Origin of the sequence: Anoxynatronum buryatiense (genome assembly GCF_900182905.1) — a bacterium.
Lineage (GTDB): Bacteria > Bacillota > Clostridia > Peptostreptococcales > Tindalliaceae > Anoxynatronum > Anoxynatronum buryatiense.
Window position 1 is genome coordinate 22,485 of the sequence record NZ_FXUF01000011.1, and the last position, 21,108, is coordinate 43,592.

Annotated in this window: 17 protein-coding genes; 4 read left to right on the plus strand and 13 right to left on the minus strand. The window is 48.9% G+C overall.

Going from position 1 to position 21,108, the window contains the following annotated elements; translation table 11 throughout:
• Positions 1-14 precede the first annotated feature (14 nt).
• Both QOL74_RS13100 and QOL74_RS13105 read right to left on the minus strand, forming a co-directional pair.
• Entirely contained in the window at positions 15-1,034 is a 1,020-nt protein-coding gene (locus tag QOL74_RS13100; protein WP_283409945.1) for a sensor histidine kinase, read from the minus strand.
• Positions 1,035-1,043: 9 nt separating this feature from the next.
• Complete coding sequence (locus tag QOL74_RS13105; protein ID WP_283409946.1) at positions 1,044-2,654, minus strand: response regulator transcription factor; 1,611 nt, start codon at positions 2,652-2,654, stop codon at positions 1,044-1,046.
• 318 nt (positions 2,655-2,972) lie between these two features.
• Here QOL74_RS13105 and QOL74_RS13110 point away from each other — a divergent pair, with 318 nt between their 5' ends.
• Entirely contained in the window at positions 2,973-4,232 is a 1,260-nt protein-coding gene (locus QOL74_RS13110; protein ID WP_283409947.1) for a DUF4317 domain-containing protein, read from the plus strand.
• Here QOL74_RS13110 and QOL74_RS13115 read toward each other — a convergent pair.
• From QOL74_RS13115 to QOL74_RS13135, 5 genes are all read right to left on the minus strand, one after another.
• Positions 4,183-5,694 carry a sensor histidine kinase gene (locus QOL74_RS13115; protein WP_283409948.1) on the minus strand — a complete coding sequence of 504 codons (1,512 nt, stop codon included), beginning with the start codon at positions 5,692-5,694 and terminating at the stop codon, positions 4,183-4,185. The two genes, QOL74_RS13110 and QOL74_RS13115, sit on opposite strands and share 50 nt — an antisense overlap.
• 306 nt (positions 5,695-6,000) lie before the next feature.
• Positions 6,001-6,246, minus strand: a complete 246-nt coding sequence (locus QOL74_RS13120; protein WP_283409949.1) for a hypothetical protein — start codon at positions 6,244-6,246, stop codon at positions 6,001-6,003.
• Positions 6,247-6,464: 218 nt separating this feature from the next.
• Positions 6,465-7,361 carry a hypothetical protein gene (locus QOL74_RS13125; protein ID WP_283409950.1) on the minus strand — a complete coding sequence of 299 codons (897 nt, stop codon included), beginning with the start codon at positions 7,359-7,361 and terminating at the stop codon, positions 6,465-6,467.
• A 219-nt stretch (positions 7,362-7,580) separates the two neighbouring features.
• Complete coding sequence (locus QOL74_RS13130) at positions 7,581-9,005, minus strand: dipeptidase (protein ID WP_283409951.1); 1,425 nt, start codon at positions 9,003-9,005, stop codon at positions 7,581-7,583.
• Positions 9,006-9,133: 128 nt separating this feature from the next.
• Positions 9,134-10,513: an aldehyde dehydrogenase gene (locus QOL74_RS13135; RefSeq protein WP_283409952.1), complete on the minus strand. Its 1,380-nt coding sequence runs from the start codon at positions 10,511-10,513 to the stop codon at positions 9,134-9,136.
• Between the two features lie 284 nt (positions 10,514-10,797).
• Here QOL74_RS13135 and QOL74_RS13140 point away from each other — a divergent pair, with 284 nt between their 5' ends.
• Together QOL74_RS13140 and QOL74_RS13145 are read left to right on the plus strand one after the other, a co-directional pair.
• Positions 10,798-11,238, plus strand: a complete 441-nt coding sequence (locus QOL74_RS13140; protein ID WP_283409953.1) for an Lrp/AsnC family transcriptional regulator — start codon at positions 10,798-10,800, stop codon at positions 11,236-11,238.
• Between the two features lie 10 nt (positions 11,239-11,248).
• Positions 11,249-11,917, plus strand: coding sequence for a LysE family translocator (locus QOL74_RS13145; RefSeq protein WP_283409954.1), 669 nt, complete (start codon positions 11,249-11,251; stop codon positions 11,915-11,917).
• Here QOL74_RS13145 and QOL74_RS13150 read toward each other — a convergent pair.
• From QOL74_RS13150 to QOL74_RS13175, 6 genes are all read right to left on the minus strand, one after another.
• Positions 11,844-12,467 carry a response regulator transcription factor gene (locus QOL74_RS13150; protein WP_283410050.1) on the minus strand — a complete coding sequence of 208 codons (624 nt, stop codon included), beginning with the start codon at positions 12,465-12,467 and terminating at the stop codon, positions 11,844-11,846. The genes QOL74_RS13145 and QOL74_RS13150 overlap by 74 nt on opposite strands.
• Complete coding sequence (locus tag QOL74_RS13155; protein WP_283409955.1) at positions 12,445-13,551, minus strand: sensor histidine kinase; 1,107 nt, start codon at positions 13,549-13,551, stop codon at positions 12,445-12,447. Before QOL74_RS13155 ends, QOL74_RS13150 begins: the two co-directional genes overlap by 23 nt.
• A 79-nt stretch (positions 13,552-13,630) precedes the next feature.
• Complete coding sequence (locus tag QOL74_RS13160; protein WP_283409956.1) at positions 13,631-14,743, minus strand: ABC transporter permease; 1,113 nt, start codon at positions 14,741-14,743, stop codon at positions 13,631-13,633.
• Positions 14,740-15,831: an ABC transporter permease gene (locus QOL74_RS13165; RefSeq protein WP_283409957.1), complete on the minus strand. Its 1,092-nt coding sequence runs from the start codon at positions 15,829-15,831 to the stop codon at positions 14,740-14,742. Before QOL74_RS13165 ends, QOL74_RS13160 begins: the two co-directional genes overlap by 4 nt.
• A complete protein-coding gene (locus tag QOL74_RS13170) occupies positions 15,828-16,781 on the minus strand; it encodes an ABC transporter ATP-binding protein (protein WP_283409958.1) in 954 nt (317 codons plus the stop codon). Before QOL74_RS13170 ends, QOL74_RS13165 begins: the two co-directional genes overlap by 4 nt.
• A 126-nt stretch (positions 16,782-16,907) precedes the next feature.
• Positions 16,908-18,125: a DUF418 domain-containing protein gene (locus QOL74_RS13175; RefSeq protein ID WP_283409959.1), complete on the minus strand. Its 1,218-nt coding sequence runs from the start codon at positions 18,123-18,125 to the stop codon at positions 16,908-16,910.
• 498 nt (positions 18,126-18,623) lie between these two features.
• Between QOL74_RS13175 and QOL74_RS13180 the strand changes: the two genes are divergently transcribed.
• Complete coding sequence (locus tag QOL74_RS13180) at positions 18,624-21,068, plus strand: PAS domain S-box protein (RefSeq protein WP_283409960.1); 2,445 nt, start codon at positions 18,624-18,626, stop codon at positions 21,066-21,068.
• The last annotated feature ends 40 nt before the right edge of the window (positions 21,069-21,108 follow it).

Here is a 21,108-nt window from a genome sequence, read left to right on the forward strand (position 1 = left end):
CACAACACCTCACCTTATAGGGGCTCCTTAATCAGCGGCATGGTTATTTCCACATCTGTACCTGCCCCCACACGGCTATAGATGTAGACCCCGTACTCATCACCAAAAATTAATTTGATTCGGTTGTTGACATTCAACAGAGCAATTCCTGCCTGACTTTTATCTTCTTTCATATACTCCAGCGAAGCCCCTCGAAGTTTTTTATTCAGACTTCGCACCCGGTTTTCTTCAATGCCCACCCCATTATCCGAAATGATAATCATCAATCGTTTCTGGGTGGCTTGAATTTTTAATGCCAGCATTCCCACCCCCATTTTCCGCTCTACCCCATGGAAAATGGCATTTTCAAAAACTGGTTGCAATGTGAGTTTTGGTATTTTCGCTTTAAGAATCTCCTTTTCTTCCCCTTGTTCCACTTGATATTCCGTATGAAAGTTCAGTTTCTCTCCAAATCGAAACTTTTGGATAAGATAGTAGTTCTCCACATTTGCAATCTCATCTTCAAGGCTGACCAGCTTATCGACGTTGGAAATGGTATATCTGAAGAAAGTGGCCAGAGCTTCTGTCATATTGGCAATGCTATCCACACCTTCAATCAATGCCTCACTGCGAATCCCTTCCAAGGTGTTATACAGAAAATGTGGGTTAATCTGATTTTGAAGCGCCAGGTATTCAGCATGTTTTTTAGAGCCTTCAATGAGTTCTTTTGTGTCTATGATCTCCTTGAATTTTTGAAAAGCAAGATGGGAAGCTTCGTTAAAGTGTACCCTCACGTCAAAGACACCTTTGAAAATGTACCCTTCCTGAAATAATCTAAGTACCTTGCTTGTTTCTTTATACGGTCTGTAGATCCATTGATAGGAAATGTAGATTCCACCAATGATCAGCGCTGCATACAGCGCCAGCCATGCGTAACCGCTCTTGTTCGTTGACATAAAAATCAACCGCAGACAAACGAGTGTCAACAAAGAGCCCATCACGAGCAACAGCACAACAACTCTGGTCAATAGGTATGGTCCCCGGTTATCTCTCATCTTTTTCTCCTAAGAAAATATTTTTCTGTATTCATTGGGTTGTAAACCCGTGTGCTTTTTAAATGACTTGGTAAAATATTTCACATCATTATATCCCACCATCAAAGACACGTCCAAGATCCTCAAATCAGATTCTTTAAGCAGTGCCTTTGCTTTTTCAATTCGGGTCTTTGACAGATACTCAACGAAAGAGCTGCCTGTCTCTTTCTTGAACACACTGCTAAAATAGCAGGCATTAAACCCGATATGCGTGCCTACTTCTTCCAGTGTCAGCTGGTTCATATAGTTCTCTTCAATATATTTCTTTGCCTGTCTGATTGATTTTAAACCGCTGCGAGATCCATCTTCGATAAAAGCGCTGATGGAAGTTGTGATATGGAAACTAAGGGCTTCAAATAGTTCATCCACAGAGCTGGCTTGTTCCAGACGACGAATGAGAACGTTTTCATGTTCTATGGCAGTACTAAAATGACTATGACTGCTCTTCATGGTCATCTCGTATAAATGAAGTGTTTCCTGAACCATTTGTTTTAGATAAGCACCGCTGATGGGAACCTGTTCGATTTCTTTCTTAAACGCACCAATGGCCCTTTCAATACCTTCCAAATCCAAGTGTTCTATTTTGGGGATGAATTTTTTGGAAAAACGATGATACAGATGATCCACTACAGCCTGATCCATCATCTGATGTTTTGGCATAATAACGCTGCCTCTTCCCGTCACAATTCGATCTTCCACTAACTGACTTGCCGATCCCAGAGATTCCACCAGACCATTCAGGTCCCCCTTTTCTTCTCCAATGGCAATGGTCACAACAAACCCTTGCTTTCTTCCTTCCATTTGATTGCTCTGTTCCAAGATCTGATTCAGTTCCTCTTCCATGTTGTTTTTCTGCTCTGAAGAATAATTCATGATCAAATAGAGCGTTCTCTGTTTTCTGACAACCTCCCCTTCATACACTAAATTTTGAATAGAGGCTGTCAGACGGGCAGTCATTTCATCCATCAGATTTTGAAGACTTAGCGACCCGTTCTCTGATTCTTGATCAATCTTGATGCATGCCACACCAAACAACCCTTCTCGAAAATTGAAGTGGTACGTCTCGTTAATTTCACACAATCGATGCTCGTGATAACTTCGCGCATTAATAAACATAAGATCATTTAAAAACGATTGCCTTGTCTTGCTCACATCGTCTTTAAGCATCATTACATAGTCTTTTTCCAAATCAATTTGGTCATTTTTTTTGTTAACACAGGTGATCACTTTCATCAGTGATTTGAGCAGTTCGTTTTGATTGATGGGCTTTAGTAAATACTCCTGCACACCTAAAGCAATTGCTTTTTTAGCATACTCAAACTCGCCATACCCACTGATGATGATAAACTCGACATCGTTTCTTATTTTTTTTATTTTTTCGATCATCTCCAGCCCGTCACAACCAGGCATTCTAATATCAGTAATGACAATATCAGGTTTTTCTTTTTCAACCAGAGCCAATGCTTCCACACCATTATGTGCAGTCCCCACCAGGCACATCTCATGCTTCTCCCACTCAATTAACTTGATAATTAACTGACATATCCGCACTTCGTCATCCGCAATGATCACTCTCACCATCTGCTTCAACTCCCCCATCATCAGGCTTCAGTTGCGACCACATCTATTGGCTTAAACCCGACTATGTTACATGTGCTACAGGCTGATTATACCATTACCACTACGCATCACAAAATATTCTGTCTCATCTGCACGTGCTGGCAGAGGAACACCTTCTTCGAACACTTAAAATTTTATTGCCAACATGACGGATTCTTGCCGCTATGCTTTTTTACAGTGTGGTTTTTCTTTTATCTCTTACTGCTTTTTGATAGAATGGAAATCGAGTTGTTTCGTCAATTGTTTCAAACAGATGTTCCATTACAGGAGGAATTATCCATGCAAAAAAAAGACATTTTGGAATTAAAAAAGCGGTTTAAAAAGAACGACTGCACTTTCACCAGGGTGTGTGGCTGCTATGTAAGCAATGACCAGCGCATCCTGCTGCAGTTTCGGGAAACCTTTCTCACCCTGGAAGAGGATGATGCTTTCAAATATCTGGAAATTGCAGGAAAAGTCATGTCCGGCGGTATTGATAATCAGATTTTGTCATTGCAGTTTCCTTTGGATGAGAGCCTTGAAAATCAGCAGCAGGCTTCTCTTTATCAGCTGAAAAAAAGCCAGCTGAAGGACGACGAACTGCTGAGCACCTTTTATCAGTCTGTGATTGATCAGTATGATCACGATAACAGCAATTATCTGATTTTGTTGTTTCATGATGCCTATGATGTTATCACCAAAACCAGCGACAATGCCAAGCTGGATGAGTCTGAAGAGGTATATGAATACCTTTTGTGTGCCATCTGCCCCGTCACCCTTTCTGAGCCAGGCCTTCGTTATGATGAGCAGGTACAGAAAATCAAGGCACGGGCACGGGACTGGGTGGTGGAAAAACCTGTGGTGGGCTTTGTTTTCCCCGCCTTTATTGAGCGCAGCCCCGATGTGAACACGGTGATGTATTACACCAAGAACCCCAAAGCACCTCACCCGGAAGTGATGGCCGGTGTACTTGGCTGTCTTCCCAGGCAAACAGCCACTTTGCAGCGGGAATCCTTTCAGATGATTGTGAATGACTGCCTGGGACCAGACGAGGAAAAGGGCGAGCGTGCCCTGCTGGAAATTCATGAAAACCTGCGCACCATGGTGGAAGACCATGAGTTTCAATACGAAGGAATGGAAGAGCCTCCTTTTCATTTGAATCAGGAACAGGTACAGCGTTTAATGCAGGAAAGCGGCATTCCCGAAGAGGCGGCTGCCAAAATTGAACTTTCTTATCGCCAGTGTTTTGAGGAAGATCTGCCTCTGGCCAAGCATATCATGGACCCCAAAGTTCTAAAAGCCGGCGAACAGCGCAAAAAAGAAACCCGCCTGGAGAGGCAGGTGGAAACACTGCAGACGGAACTGGAAAAAGTCTCCAGCGATCTTCAGCCAGATATGAATGAAGTGATTCTGCGGGTGAATCCCAGTAAGACTTCCCAGATTTCCACTCAAATCATTGATGGCCAGCGTTGCCTGGTAATTCCCCTTGACGCGCACGAGCAGGCCACCATCAACGGCCAGCGGCAAGCCCCCGGGGAGGAGACTGAAAAAAAAGCCTGATCACAGTCCCCTGATCCACCTGGCTGTCAATTTCCAGCCTGCCCTGATTCAGTTGAACAAATTCCCTGACAATATTAAAGCCCAGGCCCGTGCCCCTTTCATTGGCCGTTCCCACAGTTGATTCATTTATTTCTGACACCAATAGCTTCTCCACTTGCTCCGGTGTCATGCCCACACCATGATCCTGCACCTGGATGATCACTTCCCGGGAGTCCTGGTGCACGCTGAGATTAATATGGCCGCCGGTGTGTGAAAACTTAATGGCATTGGACATCAGGTTTCGGATAATGGCCTCTGCACTTTTGGCGTCTGCCATTATGGTCAATTCTGGATCGCCCGATATATTTATTTGCAGTGCCTTTTTTTCCAAAATGCCCTTCAGCCCGTTCACCGCCTCATCCATGATTTCCATGGGACTGATTTCCATTGTATCCAGCTTCAGACCCTCCATGTTCACAGAAGCCCAGGATAGCAGGTTATTCACCAGGCTGTAGGTTTCTTTGGTGGTTTCATGCAATTCGTTGAACAGCTCTTTCTGTTCTTCGGGATCAAAGGCTCTGGGATCGTTCGTAAGCACTTCCACCACACCCAGCAGATTATTGAAGGGACTGCGCAGGTCATGGCCAATGATGGAAAAAAGCTTCATTTTGGTTTCGTTGGCTTTTGTCAATTGGCTTCGTTTCTTTTCCAGTCGCCTGAATATGATTTCATAGGGCTCCTGAATGCCTTTTTCGACAATGGACTTGTAGATCAGATAAAAGGAAATGATTTTGAAATAATGTCCCATAACATTGGAAATACCATAGTTATCAATGTAGAAAGTGAAGAACAGTTCCGAGATAATGGTCATGGCCACTGAGAGGCCGATGAGGCGCACCAGATGGGGGCCAAAATGATCCCTGTAATACCTCAGTCCCACCAGTACCAGCATAAGAATACCCATAACCATATAACCGCTGATGATTTTAAAAGGAGTTTGTCCCACACCGGCGATGAAGGCCTCCGGGAAAATTTTCCAGACAAAGATCGCCAGAATTCCCAGTGCAGAAATAAGCGTATACACCATCATGACCCACAGTTCACTGCATTTCTTTTTCTGATGAAGATAATAGAAACCTGCCAACAGGGTAAGGCTTTCCATATACCGGCCAAGCACCCACAACTGATTGGCGTGATAGTCGTAGTTGGGAAATATGTTCATGCCTGTGTATCCCAACACGTGCAGAAAGTCGATATTGGCAATAAACAGATATGCCAGCCCAATGAAATGCAGGTAGTGGTCATCAATATAGTGCCGGGCATTCCATGTGATGACAAACATGAGGACTGCGATGACAATGGCGAAGCCCTCAGCATACGCGTGAAAAAGCAGAAAATTGCTGGTCATCAGGTAAAGACTAACCAACAGTGCGGCGTACATGAAAGCAGAAAGCAGCTTGTTGTTTTCTTTTACCCTGTTCATGGTGTCCTCCTATTATTTGTCGATGTGATAAATGATTCCGGCTTCCTTTTTGACAATGTTGTAATATTGCAAAATCAGTCCTGCCAGAAAACGTCCTAAATTCAAATGGTTATCTCCTCATTGAAGATACCTCTGGCTACGAAGACCGCCTTGACACCTATTATACCCGAAAAGAGCGGTCATTGTTTTTTGAAAAGGCGCCATCCATGCTGATTTATGGAGCAGCGAATGAAAAGACACCCTGAGAAGGTGTCTTGAGGTTGAAGACAAAGGACTTTGGTCAGGGCGGCTGATTCCAACAGGCACTCACACCGGACTGACTTTTTCATTATCATCCTTATGCACGTACACATAATAGGTATAGGCTAAGTCCAGGCGCTGTCCGGCAGTGCCGGTTCTGGCTCTGCCCGAACCCATCACATTGGCATTGTTCCGGTTAACCACGCGGGTTTTGTATTTTATCCGGCTTTTTTCCAATGCATCACACACACGCTGATATTGATCCAATGATGTTCCCACATATACTTCACGCCGGTTCCAAAATCCGATCATTTTAACCCCTCCTTTTAATCTCCCTATCCATTTTCCTTACGGAACTTCTTATGCACCTTCTTAAGCCGGCAAACTCATTGACCCGTTGTTCCCTGTTTCCTGCCGGCTGTCTCACGCACCATAGCGGGCACAATTCTGAAGGGAGCTGCGGCGGCCGTCACCTGACTGACGGTGCCGGCTGATAAGCTTCTGCATGGGATTCGGCAGCAACCGTATGCCTATACTGATTCTCGTTCATATTTTAATCTTCCTTTCCGAAAGGTGCTGTCGCTCAGCAGCAGCTCGCAGCAATAGGCACTTATAATGACGAGGGTGACATCGATCGCCACTCTGACAAGAACATCCACAAGAAATCCTTTGAACAGCAAGGGCATGAAGCAGATGAACAAAAGCCAGGTTGTGCCGAAAATACAGATGCCAAATGTGACAGATTTCATGATTTTAAGATCATCCTTCACCGCATGATGTAAGAGAAGATAGGCCGCTCCCATTGTCAGACCCATGAAGAACGTCCAGACTGCCGTTGACAACCCGTTGACCCGATACCCGGACATAATCAGTTCAGTATGGTACGCCACATACCTTCCCACCAAAAACAATGTAGCAAAAACAATCAAGGTCAACAGGTTCTTTCTTTGACTAGCCAGCTTCTTCATATCCGGGTTCTTTCTCCTCTTAACCAGGCTTGATGCCGGCCGAGTGCTTTCATTGTTGCCGGTGAACAGACTTAAAAGAACGCTCATGACCACGACAGGGATAAAGTCTGACAAACCCACGATGAACTCGTTCAGCAATGAATTGCCGAAGAGTGCCACCCCTTCAAGCATCGCTATTAGCCACATCATACCGATTGCGATCCCATATCGCAACCCTTTTGTGAACTTTGACCCTTTTATACTGCCTTCGAATCGATGAAAAACATACGCCACCCCTGAAAAAGCCAGCACCGCCCACAGGATGGCTGCTCCTTCTTCGCCCACATGTTCAGCGAGGGAGCTCAGTTCCAATGCATGTGGTGCTGTCTCACTGTATCCACCGGTCAAAACGTGCAAAAGAATATCCAATGCGACAGCGATGGTTATGATCACTGCATATTTCCATTTCTTACTTTTCATGGATCGCTTTCCTTTCATTAGTCGGTTTCCTTCTCACAGCAGTCGTTTTCGTTTCATTAGCCCTTTCTTTTCACAGTTTTTTCCCCATTGATCTGGGAAGGGATTGCCCTCATTCTCTGCCATTCAAAAAGTGGTGTGTCTATTAAATTACTTAAGTTATATAATAGGGTAAATTTATCTTCCTGTCAATGATTTTAACATCTTTCAGCTGTTCTTCACCTACTGCACATACACTATGAGGGTTTCCCTGGCAATGACATGTTGGTTGCTGCTGCCTTCGAAGGTGATGACATGAAAATTGCCATGGTTCAGCAGGGGATCCGGCATCTCCAGGGAAAGGATGCCCGTTGCCGCATGCCACTCCGGTTCGTAGACAATGCCGTTAACGATCACCCGAAAGGTGGCGGCCTCCACAAAATCACCGCCATGACTGATAACGTTAGCCGTAAAGCGGGGGCGGGCGTTGTGGATGATTTCCCCTGGCTGAAGTTCCGGCAAAATGGTGAACCCCAGTCCTCTTGGGGAAGACGACTGGTGGGCCAATGCCTCCACTTCTCTAAAGACGCGCAGCAAATTGCCCCCCAGTATTTTTTCCAGTTCTTCTTCTGAATAGCCTCGCCTGACCAACTCTGCTGTCAGTGCCGGCAAGTAGGACGCATTGGGCAAATCCACCGGCATGGGCGCCCCGTCGAAATCGGAGCCAAGCCCCACATGATCCACTCCAATGAACCCTGCCACATAATCGATGTGATCTGCCAAACGGGCGATGGTGGCCGTCTGCCCCACGTCTGCCACAGTGGTGGACCAGAAGTTGATATGTGCCACTCCCCCGTTTTCTTTCAGTGCCAGCAACTGATCGTCTGACAGATTTCGTACATGGGGCCGCACACCGTCCACACCGGAATGTGAAGCAATCACTGGCGCCTGAACGATGGCCATGGTGTCGTAAAAAGTGGTTTCATTCATGTGGGAAACATCCACGATGATTCCCAGTCGGTTCATTTCCCGAATAACGGCTTTTCCCAGATCTGTGAGTCCTGCATCAGGGCCCTGGTTGGCAACATGGGCACCGGCTCCCAGGGAATTGGGGGTATTCCACACAATCCCGGCTGCTCTAACCCCCAGGTCATCATACTGATGAAGGAGTTCAATGGCGTTTTCATCAGTGAAGGCATACATGCCCTCCAGTGTGGCCACAGCCACATGTTTTCCGTCTGCCAGACCCTTTTCCAGTTCACTCATACTGCGGGCAATGACCATGGTGTCCCTGTTTCGCTGTGCCGTCCAGTGCAGGGCGTTGATGAGTGCCAGGGTGCGGCTGTTGGTGCGGGGAATGATGTGTGCGCTGTCGGTCTGGTACACGTTGTAGGCGGCATAAAAGGCCACATCAAGGCCACCGGCCTTTGCTTTTGCAATGTCCAGCTGAAAATCTGACGGCGTCGTGCCACCGATGTCAATCACCGGCAGCCAGGTGCGTTCATCCACCACTTTCATCATGGTGTCGTTGTGGGTATCGATGACAATGGCGTTTAAATGAATTTCTTCTGCCCTTGGGCTGGATGTGGTGGCCCCGGCAGTGATTCCTCCAAAGCATAGCAACGCTGCCACCAACAATGGAACAAGTCGAATCCAAAGGTTTTTCATTCACATGCCTCCCGCTGATTCATTTTTCCACCTGAAACACGCTTTATCACGAATATGCCGCAGGAAAACTGATAACATCCTCTTTTTTTGCCCAACAAGGAGCTTTCCCCATTTGCCCTCCGATTCTTTTACAGAAACTTTTTGGCAAGCTTCAGTTTTTCCTCATCATAGGGTGCATATCGAAGGGATGGATCCAGCAGCGTGCTGCTTCGCATCATTGCCTTCATGTTGGAAAACAGCTGAAAGGAGGCTTCTCCGTGGTAGCGGCCCATGCCGCTGTTGCCCACGCCGCCGAAGGGCAGGTGGGGGTTAGCCACATGAACGATGCAGTTGTTGATGCATCCTCCGCCAAACTCAATGGCGTCGATGATCTGTTCTTCAATGCGCCGGTTTTCTGTAAACAGATAGAGGGCCAGGGGGTGGCGATGACGGCGAACAATGTGCATCACCTCTTCCAGATCATTAAAAGTCATCACCGGCAAAATGGGGCCAAAAATTTCTGCCTGCATGATGGTATCCTCCAGGGTAATGTCGTCCAGAATCGTGGGCGCCATGTACAGCTGCGCCGGATCGATTTCACCGCCGGTGACCAGTGTTCCCTCAGCCAGATAGCCGGCCAGTTTGTCGAAATGACGCCGGTTGACAATGCGACCATAGCTGTCGCTGCGGGAGGGGTAGGGCCCGTAAAAGGCATGAATGGCTTCCACCATATGGTGCATCAGGTCTTCTTTCACGTCCTGGTGAACCAGCAGATAATCGGGGGCGATGCAGGTCTGGCCCGCATTGTAGTATTTTCCCCAGACAATGCGCCTGGCGGTTACTTCCAAATTGGCATCCTTCGCCACAATGGCCGGGCTTTTACCTCCCAGTTCCAGAGTGACGGGTGTCAGGTGAGGGGCTGCCATGGCTAGAATTTCTTTTCCCACCCCGGTGCTGCCAGTGAAGAAAATGTGGTCGAATCGGTGGGGTTCAATGAGCTTTGGCCCCACTTCAGCACCGGGACCCCGCACCACCGTCACATAACGGGGTTCGAAAGTGCTTTCAATCATGGTTTCAATCAGTGCTGCTGTGTGAGGTGTCTGTTCCGAGGGTTTCAGCATCACGCAGTTTCCTGCCGCCAAGGCTCCAATGAGGGGCACCATCGCCAGCTGAAAGGGATAGTTCCAGGGGCCGATGATGAGCACAACCCCCTTGGGTTCCGGCTGAATATAGCTTTTGGAAGGTTCCAGCACCAGGGGAGTGGACACCTTTTCCGGTTTCACCCAGGAACGCAGGTGGCTGATGCTTCGGCTCACTTCGTCATAAAACAGGGCCAGTTCTGCGGTATAGGCTTCGAAGGCGGGCTTGCCCAGATCTTGATGAAGGGCTTCCATCAGTGCCTCTTCGTGCTTTTTCACCGTTTGCTTCAGGGCCCGAAGCTGTTTCAAGCGAAACAGGGTGGTACGGGTGGCACCGCTGTCGAAATAGATGCGCTGCTGTTGAAATTGTTCTGTGATGGTTGGTTGCATGGAACGACCTCCTGTTCGTTGATTCAGGGAAACTGTACCCCCACTTCACTGTGGGAAAACAGATCCCGGACGGATAGTTCAAAAACAGTTATTGATCCATTATGTCATTATGCCCTTTTCATCATGATATCATTTTCGTCATTGCGTTCTTCTCATCATTAAAACATTTAATTGTAATCATCTATTCCTTAAATTGTTTTTGAATTATACCCATTTCATATGAAAACATAATAAAGTCATGTATAATTTCATTAAATTATTTAATTCGAGAGGAGATATGCCTGATGGACCAGATGGACAGCCATATTCTTGAGATCATGAAGGCGAACGGGCGAGTAACTGTTTCAGAAATCAGTAAAAGGGTGAATCTTTCCATCCCTGCCGTCTCTGAGCGCATCAGAAAGCTGGAAGAGAGCCAGGTAATTGAGGAATACAGCATCAGAGTCAACCGCAGGAAGATGGGCTACCACCTGCTGACCATTATTTTTGTCAATATTGATCACACCGCACACATCGGTGACTTTCGGGAGACCATTGTTGGATTTGAAGAAGTCATTGAATGCCACCACATGGCCGGCGAGTATGATTATATGCTGAAGGTGCTGCTGAAAGACACTGCTGAGCTGGAAGTCTTTCTCAGTCAAAAGCTGAAGGGGATTCCAGGTGTCCAGAAGTCAAACTCATTCATCGTTCTATCCACCTTAAAAGAAATTCCCAACCGATAGGAGGGTCTTTATGGTGATCAGAGGATTCAAATTTGGTATGCTGCTGCAGATAGCCGTCGGCCCCATTTGTCTCTTCGTGTTTCAAACAGCTGTCACTCATGGGTTTCCCGCCGCCATGGCCGGCGTCACCGGCGTCACACTGATTGATGCATTATTCATCCTGGCGGCCATCCGGGGGCTGGGAACGCTGCTGCAACGCAACAACCGCATCAAAAAAGCCCTTCAGACTATCGGTGCGGTCATTCTCATTGTTTTTGGAATCAGTATCATCGCCGGAGCCTTTGGATTTTCCGTCATCCCCAGCGTCACCTTTTTGTCACTGTCCACTGTCACCCATCCCTTTCTGAAAGCTTTGCTGCTGACCCTTTCAAATCCGTTGACGATTCTGTTCTGGGCCGGCGTTTTCTCCACAAAAATGATTGAGGAAGAGCTGCGCCTGGGTGATATGTATCTTTTTGGTTTTGGAGCCGTCTTGTCAACAGTGCTCTTTTTATCCCTGGTCGCCGCCATTGGTCATTCTGTCAATGCGTTTCTGCCAGCTGCACTGCTGACGGGTTTAAATGTGTTCATCGGCCTTGTGTTGATTTTTTTGGGCATCAGGGCATTCAGAAGTGCTTCAAATAAAAAATGGCCAGCTGGGTGCGATCCCGCAGAGACAGTTTGTCCAAGAGAACGGTGATATAATTGCGCACGGTGCCTTCACTCAAATAGAGCTTTTCAGCGATTTCCCGGTTGGAGTGGCCCTCTGCCACCATTTCCAGCACTGCCATTTCGCGGTCGGTGAGCTCCAGATCTGTCTGGCTCATTTTTTTTCCTTCACGAATCATATGGGTAAGGCTGCTGGCCACTTGGGCCTCCAGCACGGTATTGCCCCGGGCCACTGCCCGCAGGGTTTCCACAATGCTTTCTGCCGGCTGACTCTTGAGAATATAGCCCGAAGCACCATGCTTCAGGGCTTCTTTGATGTAGGCTTCATCTTTAAAGGTGGTGAGAATCACCACTTTGGTGGCGGGGTATTGTTCCCGAATGCGCCGGGTGCCCAGCACACCGTCCATCACCGGCATGCGCACGTCCATCAAGACCAGGTCCGGTTGTGCGCTGCCACAGAGGGCCACGGCCTCTTGCCCGTTGGCAGCGGTTCCCACCACCTGAAAATCAGCTTCCATCTCCAGTATCAATGTCAAGCTGTCCCGAATCAGGGCGTCGTCATCCACGATGATGATCTTCAGCATTTCCTTCGCCTCCACTCTCATGATCTCTGGGCAGAATACACACAATCATAAAGCCTTCCCGGGAGTTCACCGAGAAGCTGCCTCCGGCATGGTGCACCCGCTCCCGCATACCGCTGATGCCCATCCCTTCCCGAATTTGCCGGCAGCCGCTGCCGTTGTCCTGAATGAACAGGCGAATGATTTTGTCCCGCACATCCAGTTCCATGGTCACACGGCTGGCGCCGGAGTGGCGGGCGGTATTTGTGAGGGATTCTTTGATGATGGTGGTTAGAATGGCCACCTGGTGGGGGGTGATCAGGCTGAAATCTCCCTGGTGGCGAAAATCAACAGGGCAGTACTGAAAATTGTCAGCGATTTTTTGGAAGTGTGACCAATCCTGTACCTGCCGGGGCCGAATGTTGTGAACGGTGTTGCGAAGCAGTTCCACCGAACCTGCCAGGCCAATGACGGTTTTTTGGATCAGTTCTTTGGTTTTTGCCGGGTCTTTTGCCATCACCCGTTCAGCCGCCTGGAGCTGCAGCAGGTTTCCTGCCAGATCATGACCAATGCTGTCGTGAATTTCCCGCGCGATCCGGTTACGCTCCCTGATTTCCGCCAGGTGGGTGGTTTCTTCTGCTGCCTGCAGCAACTGGTTCTTGGTCGCTTCCAGCACATACCGGTTTTGACGTTCCTGGTCATAGGCCTGCCGGTACGTGCGGCGGGCATTATCCAGCTGCTGTTTCTGAAGGCCGGCATAGGTGCAGACTGCCATGAGCAGCAGATAGGCCATGAACCACTGTCTGTCAAGAAAGAACACGCCCGGCAATAACAGTACCGGTACCAGCGGGACCCATCCCCGGGTCGCCAGGTCATGGGCTGTTATCCCCAGCAATGTGAGGTACAGGGGATTCGCAGCAGACAGGATCAGCACCAGTATCCCCTCAAGGGTTATCATCACCAGGTTACTGAGGTACCGGGCGCGCACCACATAAAAGGCTGCTAAAAGCAGCAGCCCGGCAAATTCCTGCAATGGCACCGTTTCTCCAAACTTCAGGCTGGCGGCAACCCAGATGAGCAGCAGGATTTTCAGTGGGTCTCTCATGGCATTCCCCTGCCTTTATTGTCAGTTGTCCCGTTGATTATTGGTTGATTGATCTTTGCTTACTCCCATCATAATGCTCTCAGCTGCTAATGTCTACCCGTCGCCACCCACCCAGAAGAAAAAATACCAGGGCAAAGAGCATGAGGATGATGAGTTCCCAGGTGGCATCCACCAGCCGGCCAGTTTCAACAACCTTACCGGCGGCCTGCATCATCCATGTGGTGGGCAGGAAAAGCCCCACATGCTGGAGCACTTCGGGCATGATTTCACGGGGCCACAGCAAACCTCCCAGCATGGCCATGGGGGTCACCAGTAAAGACGACAGTGTCCCTGCATGCCGGGTACTCTTCACATTGGCGGCAACAGCCACTCCCAGGGAAATGCATACCACCGCAAAGACCATCATGACTCCGAAAAGAGCAGTCATATTGACTCCCAGGTACATTTCCATCAACCACCGGGATACCACAAAGACCCCTGCCACCTGAATGAGCATGATAACAATGAAGCAGGTGATCATCTGAAACAAATAGCTGCGCTGGGTCAGCGGCGTGATCATCGCCCGGTGGAATGTTCTGTTTTCCCGGTCTTTCAGCAAATACATGGCTGCATAAAAAGACAGAAAAAGCATGTTCATCCCTAAAATTCCCATGGCACTCACCGCATCCCAGGCCTGCTGGGGCGAGGTGCCGTCTGCCTGGGCCACCACCACTTGCATCTGTGTCTGGCGCAGGGCATCCATCCGCTGGTAAAAAACATTCTCATCACCCTGAGCTGCCAGACCCTGGCTGCGGGCTGTGGCAATGAAACCCTCCGCCGCCATGCGTACCGGCATTGAAAGGTTGGATTCCTCGATGCTGTAACGATACACCTCTGGCTGGCGCCCTGCCAGCACATCGCCGGTAAATCCTTTCTCCACCACCAGCACCATGCTGACCTGACTTCTGGCCAAGGCACCCCTCACCGCTTCTTCTTTCATGGAAATCACCAACACCTGGTCGCGAAGCATTTCTTCCAGTTGCCGGGTCAGCGGGGTTTGGTCCTGATCCACCAGGCCCACGTTCATGGCATCGCTTCCCGTCATTCCCAGCCCTAACAGCAGGCTGATCATCACAGGTGGAATCACCAGTACCAGCAGCAGGCTTAGTTTATTGCGAAAAAGCCGTCGAAAAATGGTTCCGGAAACAATCATATGCGGGCCCTCCTTTCACTGAGCAGGGCTGCCAGAAAAGCGACACTGATGAACAGGCCCATGACTCCCAGCGTAACCATGATGGTCAGATCATCGCCCCCGTAGATGGTGGTGAAGAGCGCCGTCTGTGCCAGATAATTGGGCGAAAGATACTGAAGGTAGCTGATCCATGAGCCGTCCGAAAAATTGATGCGGAAAAAACCGCCGGCTAAAAATGTCATGGCCGGTACCAGCACATTGATGATATTGCCTGCCAGGGTCTCATCCTGCACGATCATGACCAGCGCTGTGCCCAACCCGGTGGCCACCAACCCCGCGAGTAAGATAATGACACCCACCAGAAGGGCATTGGTGCCCCAGTTGACGCCAAATACCGTTCGGGTGAACAATACCACGATGACAGATTGCATCAAAATGGTGGTCAGGTTCGCCAGCACAAGCCCCCAGTAGTGCTGCCCCGGCAACAGGGGCGTACTGGCAATGCGTTTGCCCACCGGCCCCAAATAACAATGTTTCATCCCATATACCGAATAGATGGCGCCATACATGATAAACATCACCATCATGGTGACAGCGTAATAATCCATGGCTCCGGGCAGTACTTCACTGGCCGCCAGCGGCCTGGGAAGAATCTGCTCCGGTTGAATCTCTGAGGAGAGGCCGATGACAAAGCTGTTCAGCAGACTCTCCAACACGCTGGTGCGCAGCGAGTTTTGTGAATCGGTCAACAGCTGGATGGACGCCGGCTGAAGTGCCGTATCACCGGCAGGCAAATGGATGAAAGCATGACTTTCACCGGTTTTTACCCGTTCCTTCCCTGCTTGCTCTGTTAAAACCGGCTGAATTTTCAGCAGGCCTTCTTCTTCCCTTTCCAGAAGAAATTGCTTCAGACCCGCTCCTGCGGGTCCCTGATCTTCGACGAAAAGGGCTGTTTCAATGGTGGGCAGCAGCGTAACATGAAAAGCAGGGGCCAGAGAAACGCCCAGAATAAAAATCAGTGCCAGTGGCAGCAGCATCATTTCCAGATAGGTGGAACGATCCCGCCAGTTTTGTTTCAGGGTGTACCAAAAGATGGTGACAACACTCATGGCTGTTCCCCCGTTCCGCTGTCACGCAGACTTTTGCCTGTCAATGTGAGAAAGACATTTTCAAGGGTGATTTTTTCCACCTGCAGAGAACGGATTTCTGAATCGAAGCGTCCGATGATCTGACTGATTTTTCCAATGAGGCCGCTGTCTTTTTGCACCAGCACCGTCAGCTTTTTGCCCTCCAGATGGCATTCCAGCACCCCCGGAAGCCGCTTCATTTCATCCACCAGCGAGTAGTTGATTTCCGAAAGAATAATATCGATCCTTTCTTCTGAAGAAATCATGCTTTTCAACTCTTCTGAGGTGCCCTGGGCAATGATGCGCCCCTGGTCCATAATGGCGATGCGGCTGCATAGATCATCCACTTCTTCCATATAATGGGAGGTGTATAGAATGGTGGTTCCTTTCTGTTGAAGGGTGCGCACCGATTCAAGGATATGGCTGCGTGACTGAGGATCAATTCCCACTGTCGGTTCGTCCATAATGAGCAGACGGGGTTGATGAACAATGGCGCAGGCAATGTTCAATCGCCGCTTCATGCCGCCGGAGTACTTTTTGGGAAACTGCTTCTCGTGCCCTGTCAGGCCTGAAAATGCCAGTGCTTCTTTGACCCGCTCCCTTAGGAGGCTCCCCCTGAGCCCGTACAGTTTTCCAAAAAAAGTGACATTTTCCTCAGCGGTTAAATCATCGAAAACAGCAATCTCCTGGGGAACCACTCCAATTTTCCCCTTCACTTCACGGCTGTTTAAATGCAGTTCTTCCCCAAAAATGCGAATGATCCCTGCATCTTTTTTGGCAAGCCCGGTGATCATGTTCAGCGTGGTGGTTTTTCCCGCCCCGTTGGGCCCCAGCAGCCCCATGATCTCCCCTTCTTTTATCTTAAGGTTTAGGTGATCCACCGCCAGGTGATCCTGGTAGCGTTTCACCAAACTTTCCAGTTCCAGCAGCATTGCTGCACCTCCATTCTGTCTGTTTGACTTAGTTAATGGCAGTTCGGTCTGTTCTGATTCAGTGAGTGGTGACTCGGTCTGTTCTGATTCAGTTTGAAATCGTATATGGGGCAATAGACCGGGTATTCATGAACCCTGCTCCATTAATCCTGATGAACCTGCCGTCACCGGGAAGACCTTTTTGAAGGGCTGGCGCTTTTTGTAGGTTAATGAACGCCACAGCCATTCCATGGGGCCAAACTGGTACCGGTTCAGCCACCAGGTGCTGAAGGGAATCTGCAGCAGGTAAATGAGGAATGTGATGCCCAAAAGCCCCGCCGGACCCACTTTTTCATAGAATCCCAGGCCATACCCGTTAAAGATCAGTGAGCCAATGAGAGAGTGCATCAGGTAATTGGTCAGCGCCATGCGCCCTACCCGGCCCACAGGGGCCAGCCATTTGGCTCCCCGGGGTTTCAGGTATAAGAGACACAGCCACGCCATATACACACTGCCCAGCAGCGGCGCCCCCACCACCCAGAAAAAAGTGGAGACCCAGGGTAGTTCGGCAAAGAGGATAAACGCACCGTTAAAGGAGAGTCCGAAGATGAATCCCCAAACCGCCACATTTTTCAGCACCGGTTTCTTTTCTGCCAATTGCTGGAAAAACTGTTTTCTTCCCGCCAGAAGCCCCAGAAGAAAAAGTGCCATCACCACACCACCCTGAGACGCAAAGGTGATGAAGAAGGAAAATACTCCGCCCACCGCCTGGAATATGACCACCTGCAAAAAGCTGCTGCCGGTATAAACGTCCCGGGCCATGGGAACAATAAAGGCCAGTTCTTCCGGTATCTCCCCACCGACGGCCAGCGGCCCTCCCGTGATGCCCATTGTGATAAACCCAATCACCATAAAGACTGCCGCCCAGATCATCAGTGTGCGGTCACTTCGTTTGCGAAAAGCCATGAGGACAAACCCCAGCAAAGCATAGTGGCGCAAGATGTCGCCAAGAAAGAAAAAAGTGTTGTGAAGCAGGCCCAGGCCAAATAAAATCCAGAGACGCCGGGGATAAAAGCTTTTCAGTGACTGGCCTTTCACTTCGGCCCGACTCATTTGAATGGAGAATCCCAAGCCAAATAAAAACGAAAAAATCACGTAGAACTTGCCCATGGCCAGAAAATTCACCAGAAATGTTGCGATCTGGTCGTGCCAGGGCAGGGCGGGTGGCAGATAGCCCGGTAAAAAGGCAGGGCCCGCCATACCCGCAATATTCACTGCCAGAATGCCAAAAATGGCGAAGCCTCGTAGAATATCCAGTATGTCCATCCGTTCACTGGGTCGAATCGGTTCATGTGTTGGTTTCATGATCAAACGCTCCTTTCATGTGGCTGCTGATTATCAAAGCGGCCACCCTCACCAGGGCATCTTGTGCCGGTTGGTGTGCACCGCTTATCTCCAGTATAGCGGTTTAGAAATCCACTGCCAGTGAGCATCTGCCAATCATGACATGACAATTGTCATTTATGGTAAACAGATATTTTCCATCTGTCGACTATTCATGTTTTAAACCCTGCCATTGGTATATTAATATAAGGTAACTTCTTCTGACGTGTATTCTTACTCAGAAACCGAAAAAATGCCACCATAGATTGATTACTTTTACGAGTATCAAACGCTATATCCCCGGCTTCTTTGCGCATTCTATTTACTTATCCAAAACAAAACCGCCTGCATCGAGATTTTGGTTGACAGTTGACTTCACAAAGTGAGCAGTGAGCGTCAAAAACTGGCAAAAATCAACGGAATGATAGCTGTCGCCTGCTGCCGAACCACAGTAGATAAGAACCTATAGGGAGGTACTCCATGAAGACCATCCGGATTCATCAACAACACTTAAATCAATTGGCAATCCGGTATTCCAAGAGTTGCGTCCAGAAAGAAAAATGGAAGATTTTAGCTGAAGAAGCTGATAATCGCCTGCACTCGGTCCTGAATGCCATCCAAGATGGTATTCGGGTGATGGATCCCCAGTTAATCATTCGGCTTCAAAATGAAACAACGCGCCGATTAAGCAAAGGCCGCCAGGAACTGGGGCTCCCCTGCTATCAGGTTCATTATGGCCGCCAGACACCCTGCGACAATTGCCATGTTTTGGAAGCCATGAAAACGGGCCGCTTGGTGAAAAAGAAAGAGTATTATCAAAACGAGGATGATCGTCACATTTTCGAGGTATTTGCTTATCCCGTCTACAATAGCGAAGGTGCTTTGGCAGGGGCTGTTGAATATTTTCGGGACATCACCGAGATCCAAACGCGGGAAGAATCACTGGAAAAGAGTGAGGCCCGGTATCGAAATATCGTTGAAAACATCAACGATGCCCTCTACATCCATGATTTTCATGGCATCATCCTTGATGTCAACCAGCAGGCCTGTCAAATGACTGGCTATCAGCGGGATGAATTAATCGGCAGTCATCTGTCTGACCTTTTGGATCCAAAGGCTGCCGTTATCCTGCCTCAGGAAATGACCCAGCTTCAACGGGCAGGCAAAGCCGTTTTTGAAAGTGCTGACCGTCATAAAAATGGGTCTTACATTCCTGTGGAAGTCAGTGTTAAAGTCATTTCTTATGACGGCGACGGCCTTATTCAGAGCATTGTTCGGGATATTTCTGAACGAAAACAGGCTGAGAAACAAATGAAGCTGACTGAAAACAGATACGAAACCGTCACCGCCGTATCTGAGATCGGTGCCTGGGAGTATCATCACGAAACAAAAGCAGATTGGTACAGCCCCACTTATTTCTCCATGCTGGGTTACGAAGAAAGTGCGTTTTTGCTGCCTGATGGCAACGGTCATATCAATGCCTGGCGTGCACTGATTCATCCCCAGGATATGGATCGAGCGGTTGAATATCTTGAAAACTATGTGGCGGGTGGTTCTCAGGGGATTTACGAGTCATCTTTTCGCATGAAACGAAGGGATGGCACCTGGGCCTGGATTTTATCACGTGGGCAGACATTGCAGGATGAGCAGGGTAAACTCATGGGGATCACTTTGGGTACCCACGTGGATATTTCTCAACTCAGGCAGATTCAACTTGAACTGGAGACAAAAAACCAGGAACTGGCCCTGGCCAAGGAGAGTGCCGATGCCGCCAATCATGCTAAAACCCGGTTTTTGACCAATATGAGTCATGAGTTGCGTACACCTTTAAATGGTCTCATGGGCATGCTTCAGCTTTTGAAAACCACAGCCCTCACCGAAGAGCAGGTTGAATTCACACAGGTTGCCCTGGATGGCAGCCTGGCCCTCACCCGGGTAGTGAATGACATTCTTAACTACACCAGGCTGACCAATATGGAAAATATCATTCATCCAATCACCGAAGCACCCTTCGAATTGGATGTGTTACTTCAGGAAATCATGGATTTGCACCAGGTGGCCGCCGTACACAAAGGGCTCACGCTGAGCCTTAACAAAGAAAACCACCTGCCAAATCAGCTGGTGGGTGACCGGTTTAAGTTAATTCAGATTCTGGGAAACCTCATGGGAAATGCTCTGAAGTTTACGGAAAACGGCACGGTGACTCTGCGTATCATGCAGGGTGAAAAAACAGCAGCTTCTGGCCGCATCAACATTCAATTCCAAGTTCAAGACACCGGCATTGGTATTCCTCCAGATAAAATGAAGTATATTTTCCAGCATTTCAGCCAGGCTGATGAATCTCACAGCCGGTTACACGGCGGCTTGGGTTTGGGGCTGACTGTAGCCCAGGAACAGGCAGTCACGTTGGGGGGCAGCATTACCGCCGTCAGCACTCCTGGAGCCGGAAGCACCTTCACACTCGCCTGTGAACTTAAACTGGACCAGGAAGTTCTCCAACATTCCGATAAGCCGGTTTACAGCGAGTCGTTTTCAAAGTTAAACCAACTACCAAGTTTCAAAACCCTTGTGGTGGATGACGATTATGCCAGCCGTATCATGACGCAGCTCTTTCTTGAAAAGTTGGGCTGTCAGGTGGACACCGCTACCCATGGCGAAGAAGCTCTTGAAATGGCGATCCGTTACTCCTACCACCTCGTACTCATGGACTGTCAGATGCCGATAATGGATGGTTACGAGGCCACACGCCGCATTCGATATTATGAAATCAGCACTGGCCGCCATACTCCCATTGTGGCCATCACAGCCAAAACGCTGCCTGGCGATCGGGAAGAATGCCTCAATGCGGGCATGGACGGTTTTCTGTCAAAACCATTTAATCTGAGTCTGCTGCAATCAGTGATTAAACGGTATGCAAAAGCATAAGTCGACGCCACTCATCATAGGATTTAAGCTGTTATCCTGT

Coding starts and splice junctions, on each gene's coding strand:
- QOL74_RS13100 (WP_283409945.1), bottom strand. CDS start 1,034: ATGAGAGATAACCGGGGACCATACCTATTGACCAGAGTTGTTGTGCTG.
- QOL74_RS13105 (WP_283409946.1), bottom strand. CDS start 2,654: ATGGTGAGAGTGATCATTGCGGATGACGAAGTGCGGATATGTCAGTTA.
- QOL74_RS13110 (WP_283409947.1), top strand. CDS start 2,973: ATGCAAAAAAAAGACATTTTGGAATTAAAAAAGCGGTTTAAAAAGAAC.
- QOL74_RS13115 (WP_283409948.1), bottom strand. CDS start 5,694: ATGAACAGGGTAAAAGAAAACAACAAGCTGCTTTCTGCTTTCATGTAC.
- QOL74_RS13120 (WP_283409949.1), bottom strand. CDS start 6,246: ATGATCGGATTTTGGAACCGGCGTGAAGTATATGTGGGAACATCATTG.
- QOL74_RS13125 (WP_283409950.1), bottom strand. CDS start 7,361: ATGAAAAGTAAGAAATGGAAATATGCAGTGATCATAACCATCGCTGTC.
- QOL74_RS13130 (WP_283409951.1), bottom strand. CDS start 9,005: ATGAAAAACCTTTGGATTCGACTTGTTCCATTGTTGGTGGCAGCGTTG.
- QOL74_RS13135 (WP_283409952.1), bottom strand. CDS start 10,513: ATGCAACCAACCATCACAGAACAATTTCAACAGCAGCGCATCTATTTC.
- QOL74_RS13140 (WP_283409953.1), top strand. CDS start 10,798: ATGGACCAGATGGACAGCCATATTCTTGAGATCATGAAGGCGAACGGG.
- QOL74_RS13145 (WP_283409954.1), top strand. CDS start 11,249: ATGGTGATCAGAGGATTCAAATTTGGTATGCTGCTGCAGATAGCCGTC.
- QOL74_RS13155 (WP_283409955.1), bottom strand. CDS start 13,551: ATGAGAGACCCACTGAAAATCCTGCTGCTCATCTGGGTTGCCGCCAGC.
- QOL74_RS13160 (WP_283409956.1), bottom strand. CDS start 14,743: ATGATTGTTTCCGGAACCATTTTTCGACGGCTTTTTCGCAATAAACTA.
- QOL74_RS13165 (WP_283409957.1), bottom strand. CDS start 15,831: ATGAGTGTTGTCACCATCTTTTGGTACACCCTGAAACAAAACTGGCGG.
- QOL74_RS13170 (WP_283409958.1), bottom strand. CDS start 16,781: ATGCTGCTGGAACTGGAAAGTTTGGTGAAACGCTACCAGGATCACCTG.
- QOL74_RS13175 (WP_283409959.1), bottom strand. CDS start 18,125: ATGAAACCAACACATGAACCGATTCGACCCAGTGAACGGATGGACATA.
- QOL74_RS13180 (WP_283409960.1), top strand. CDS start 18,624: ATGAAGACCATCCGGATTCATCAACAACACTTAAATCAATTGGCAATC.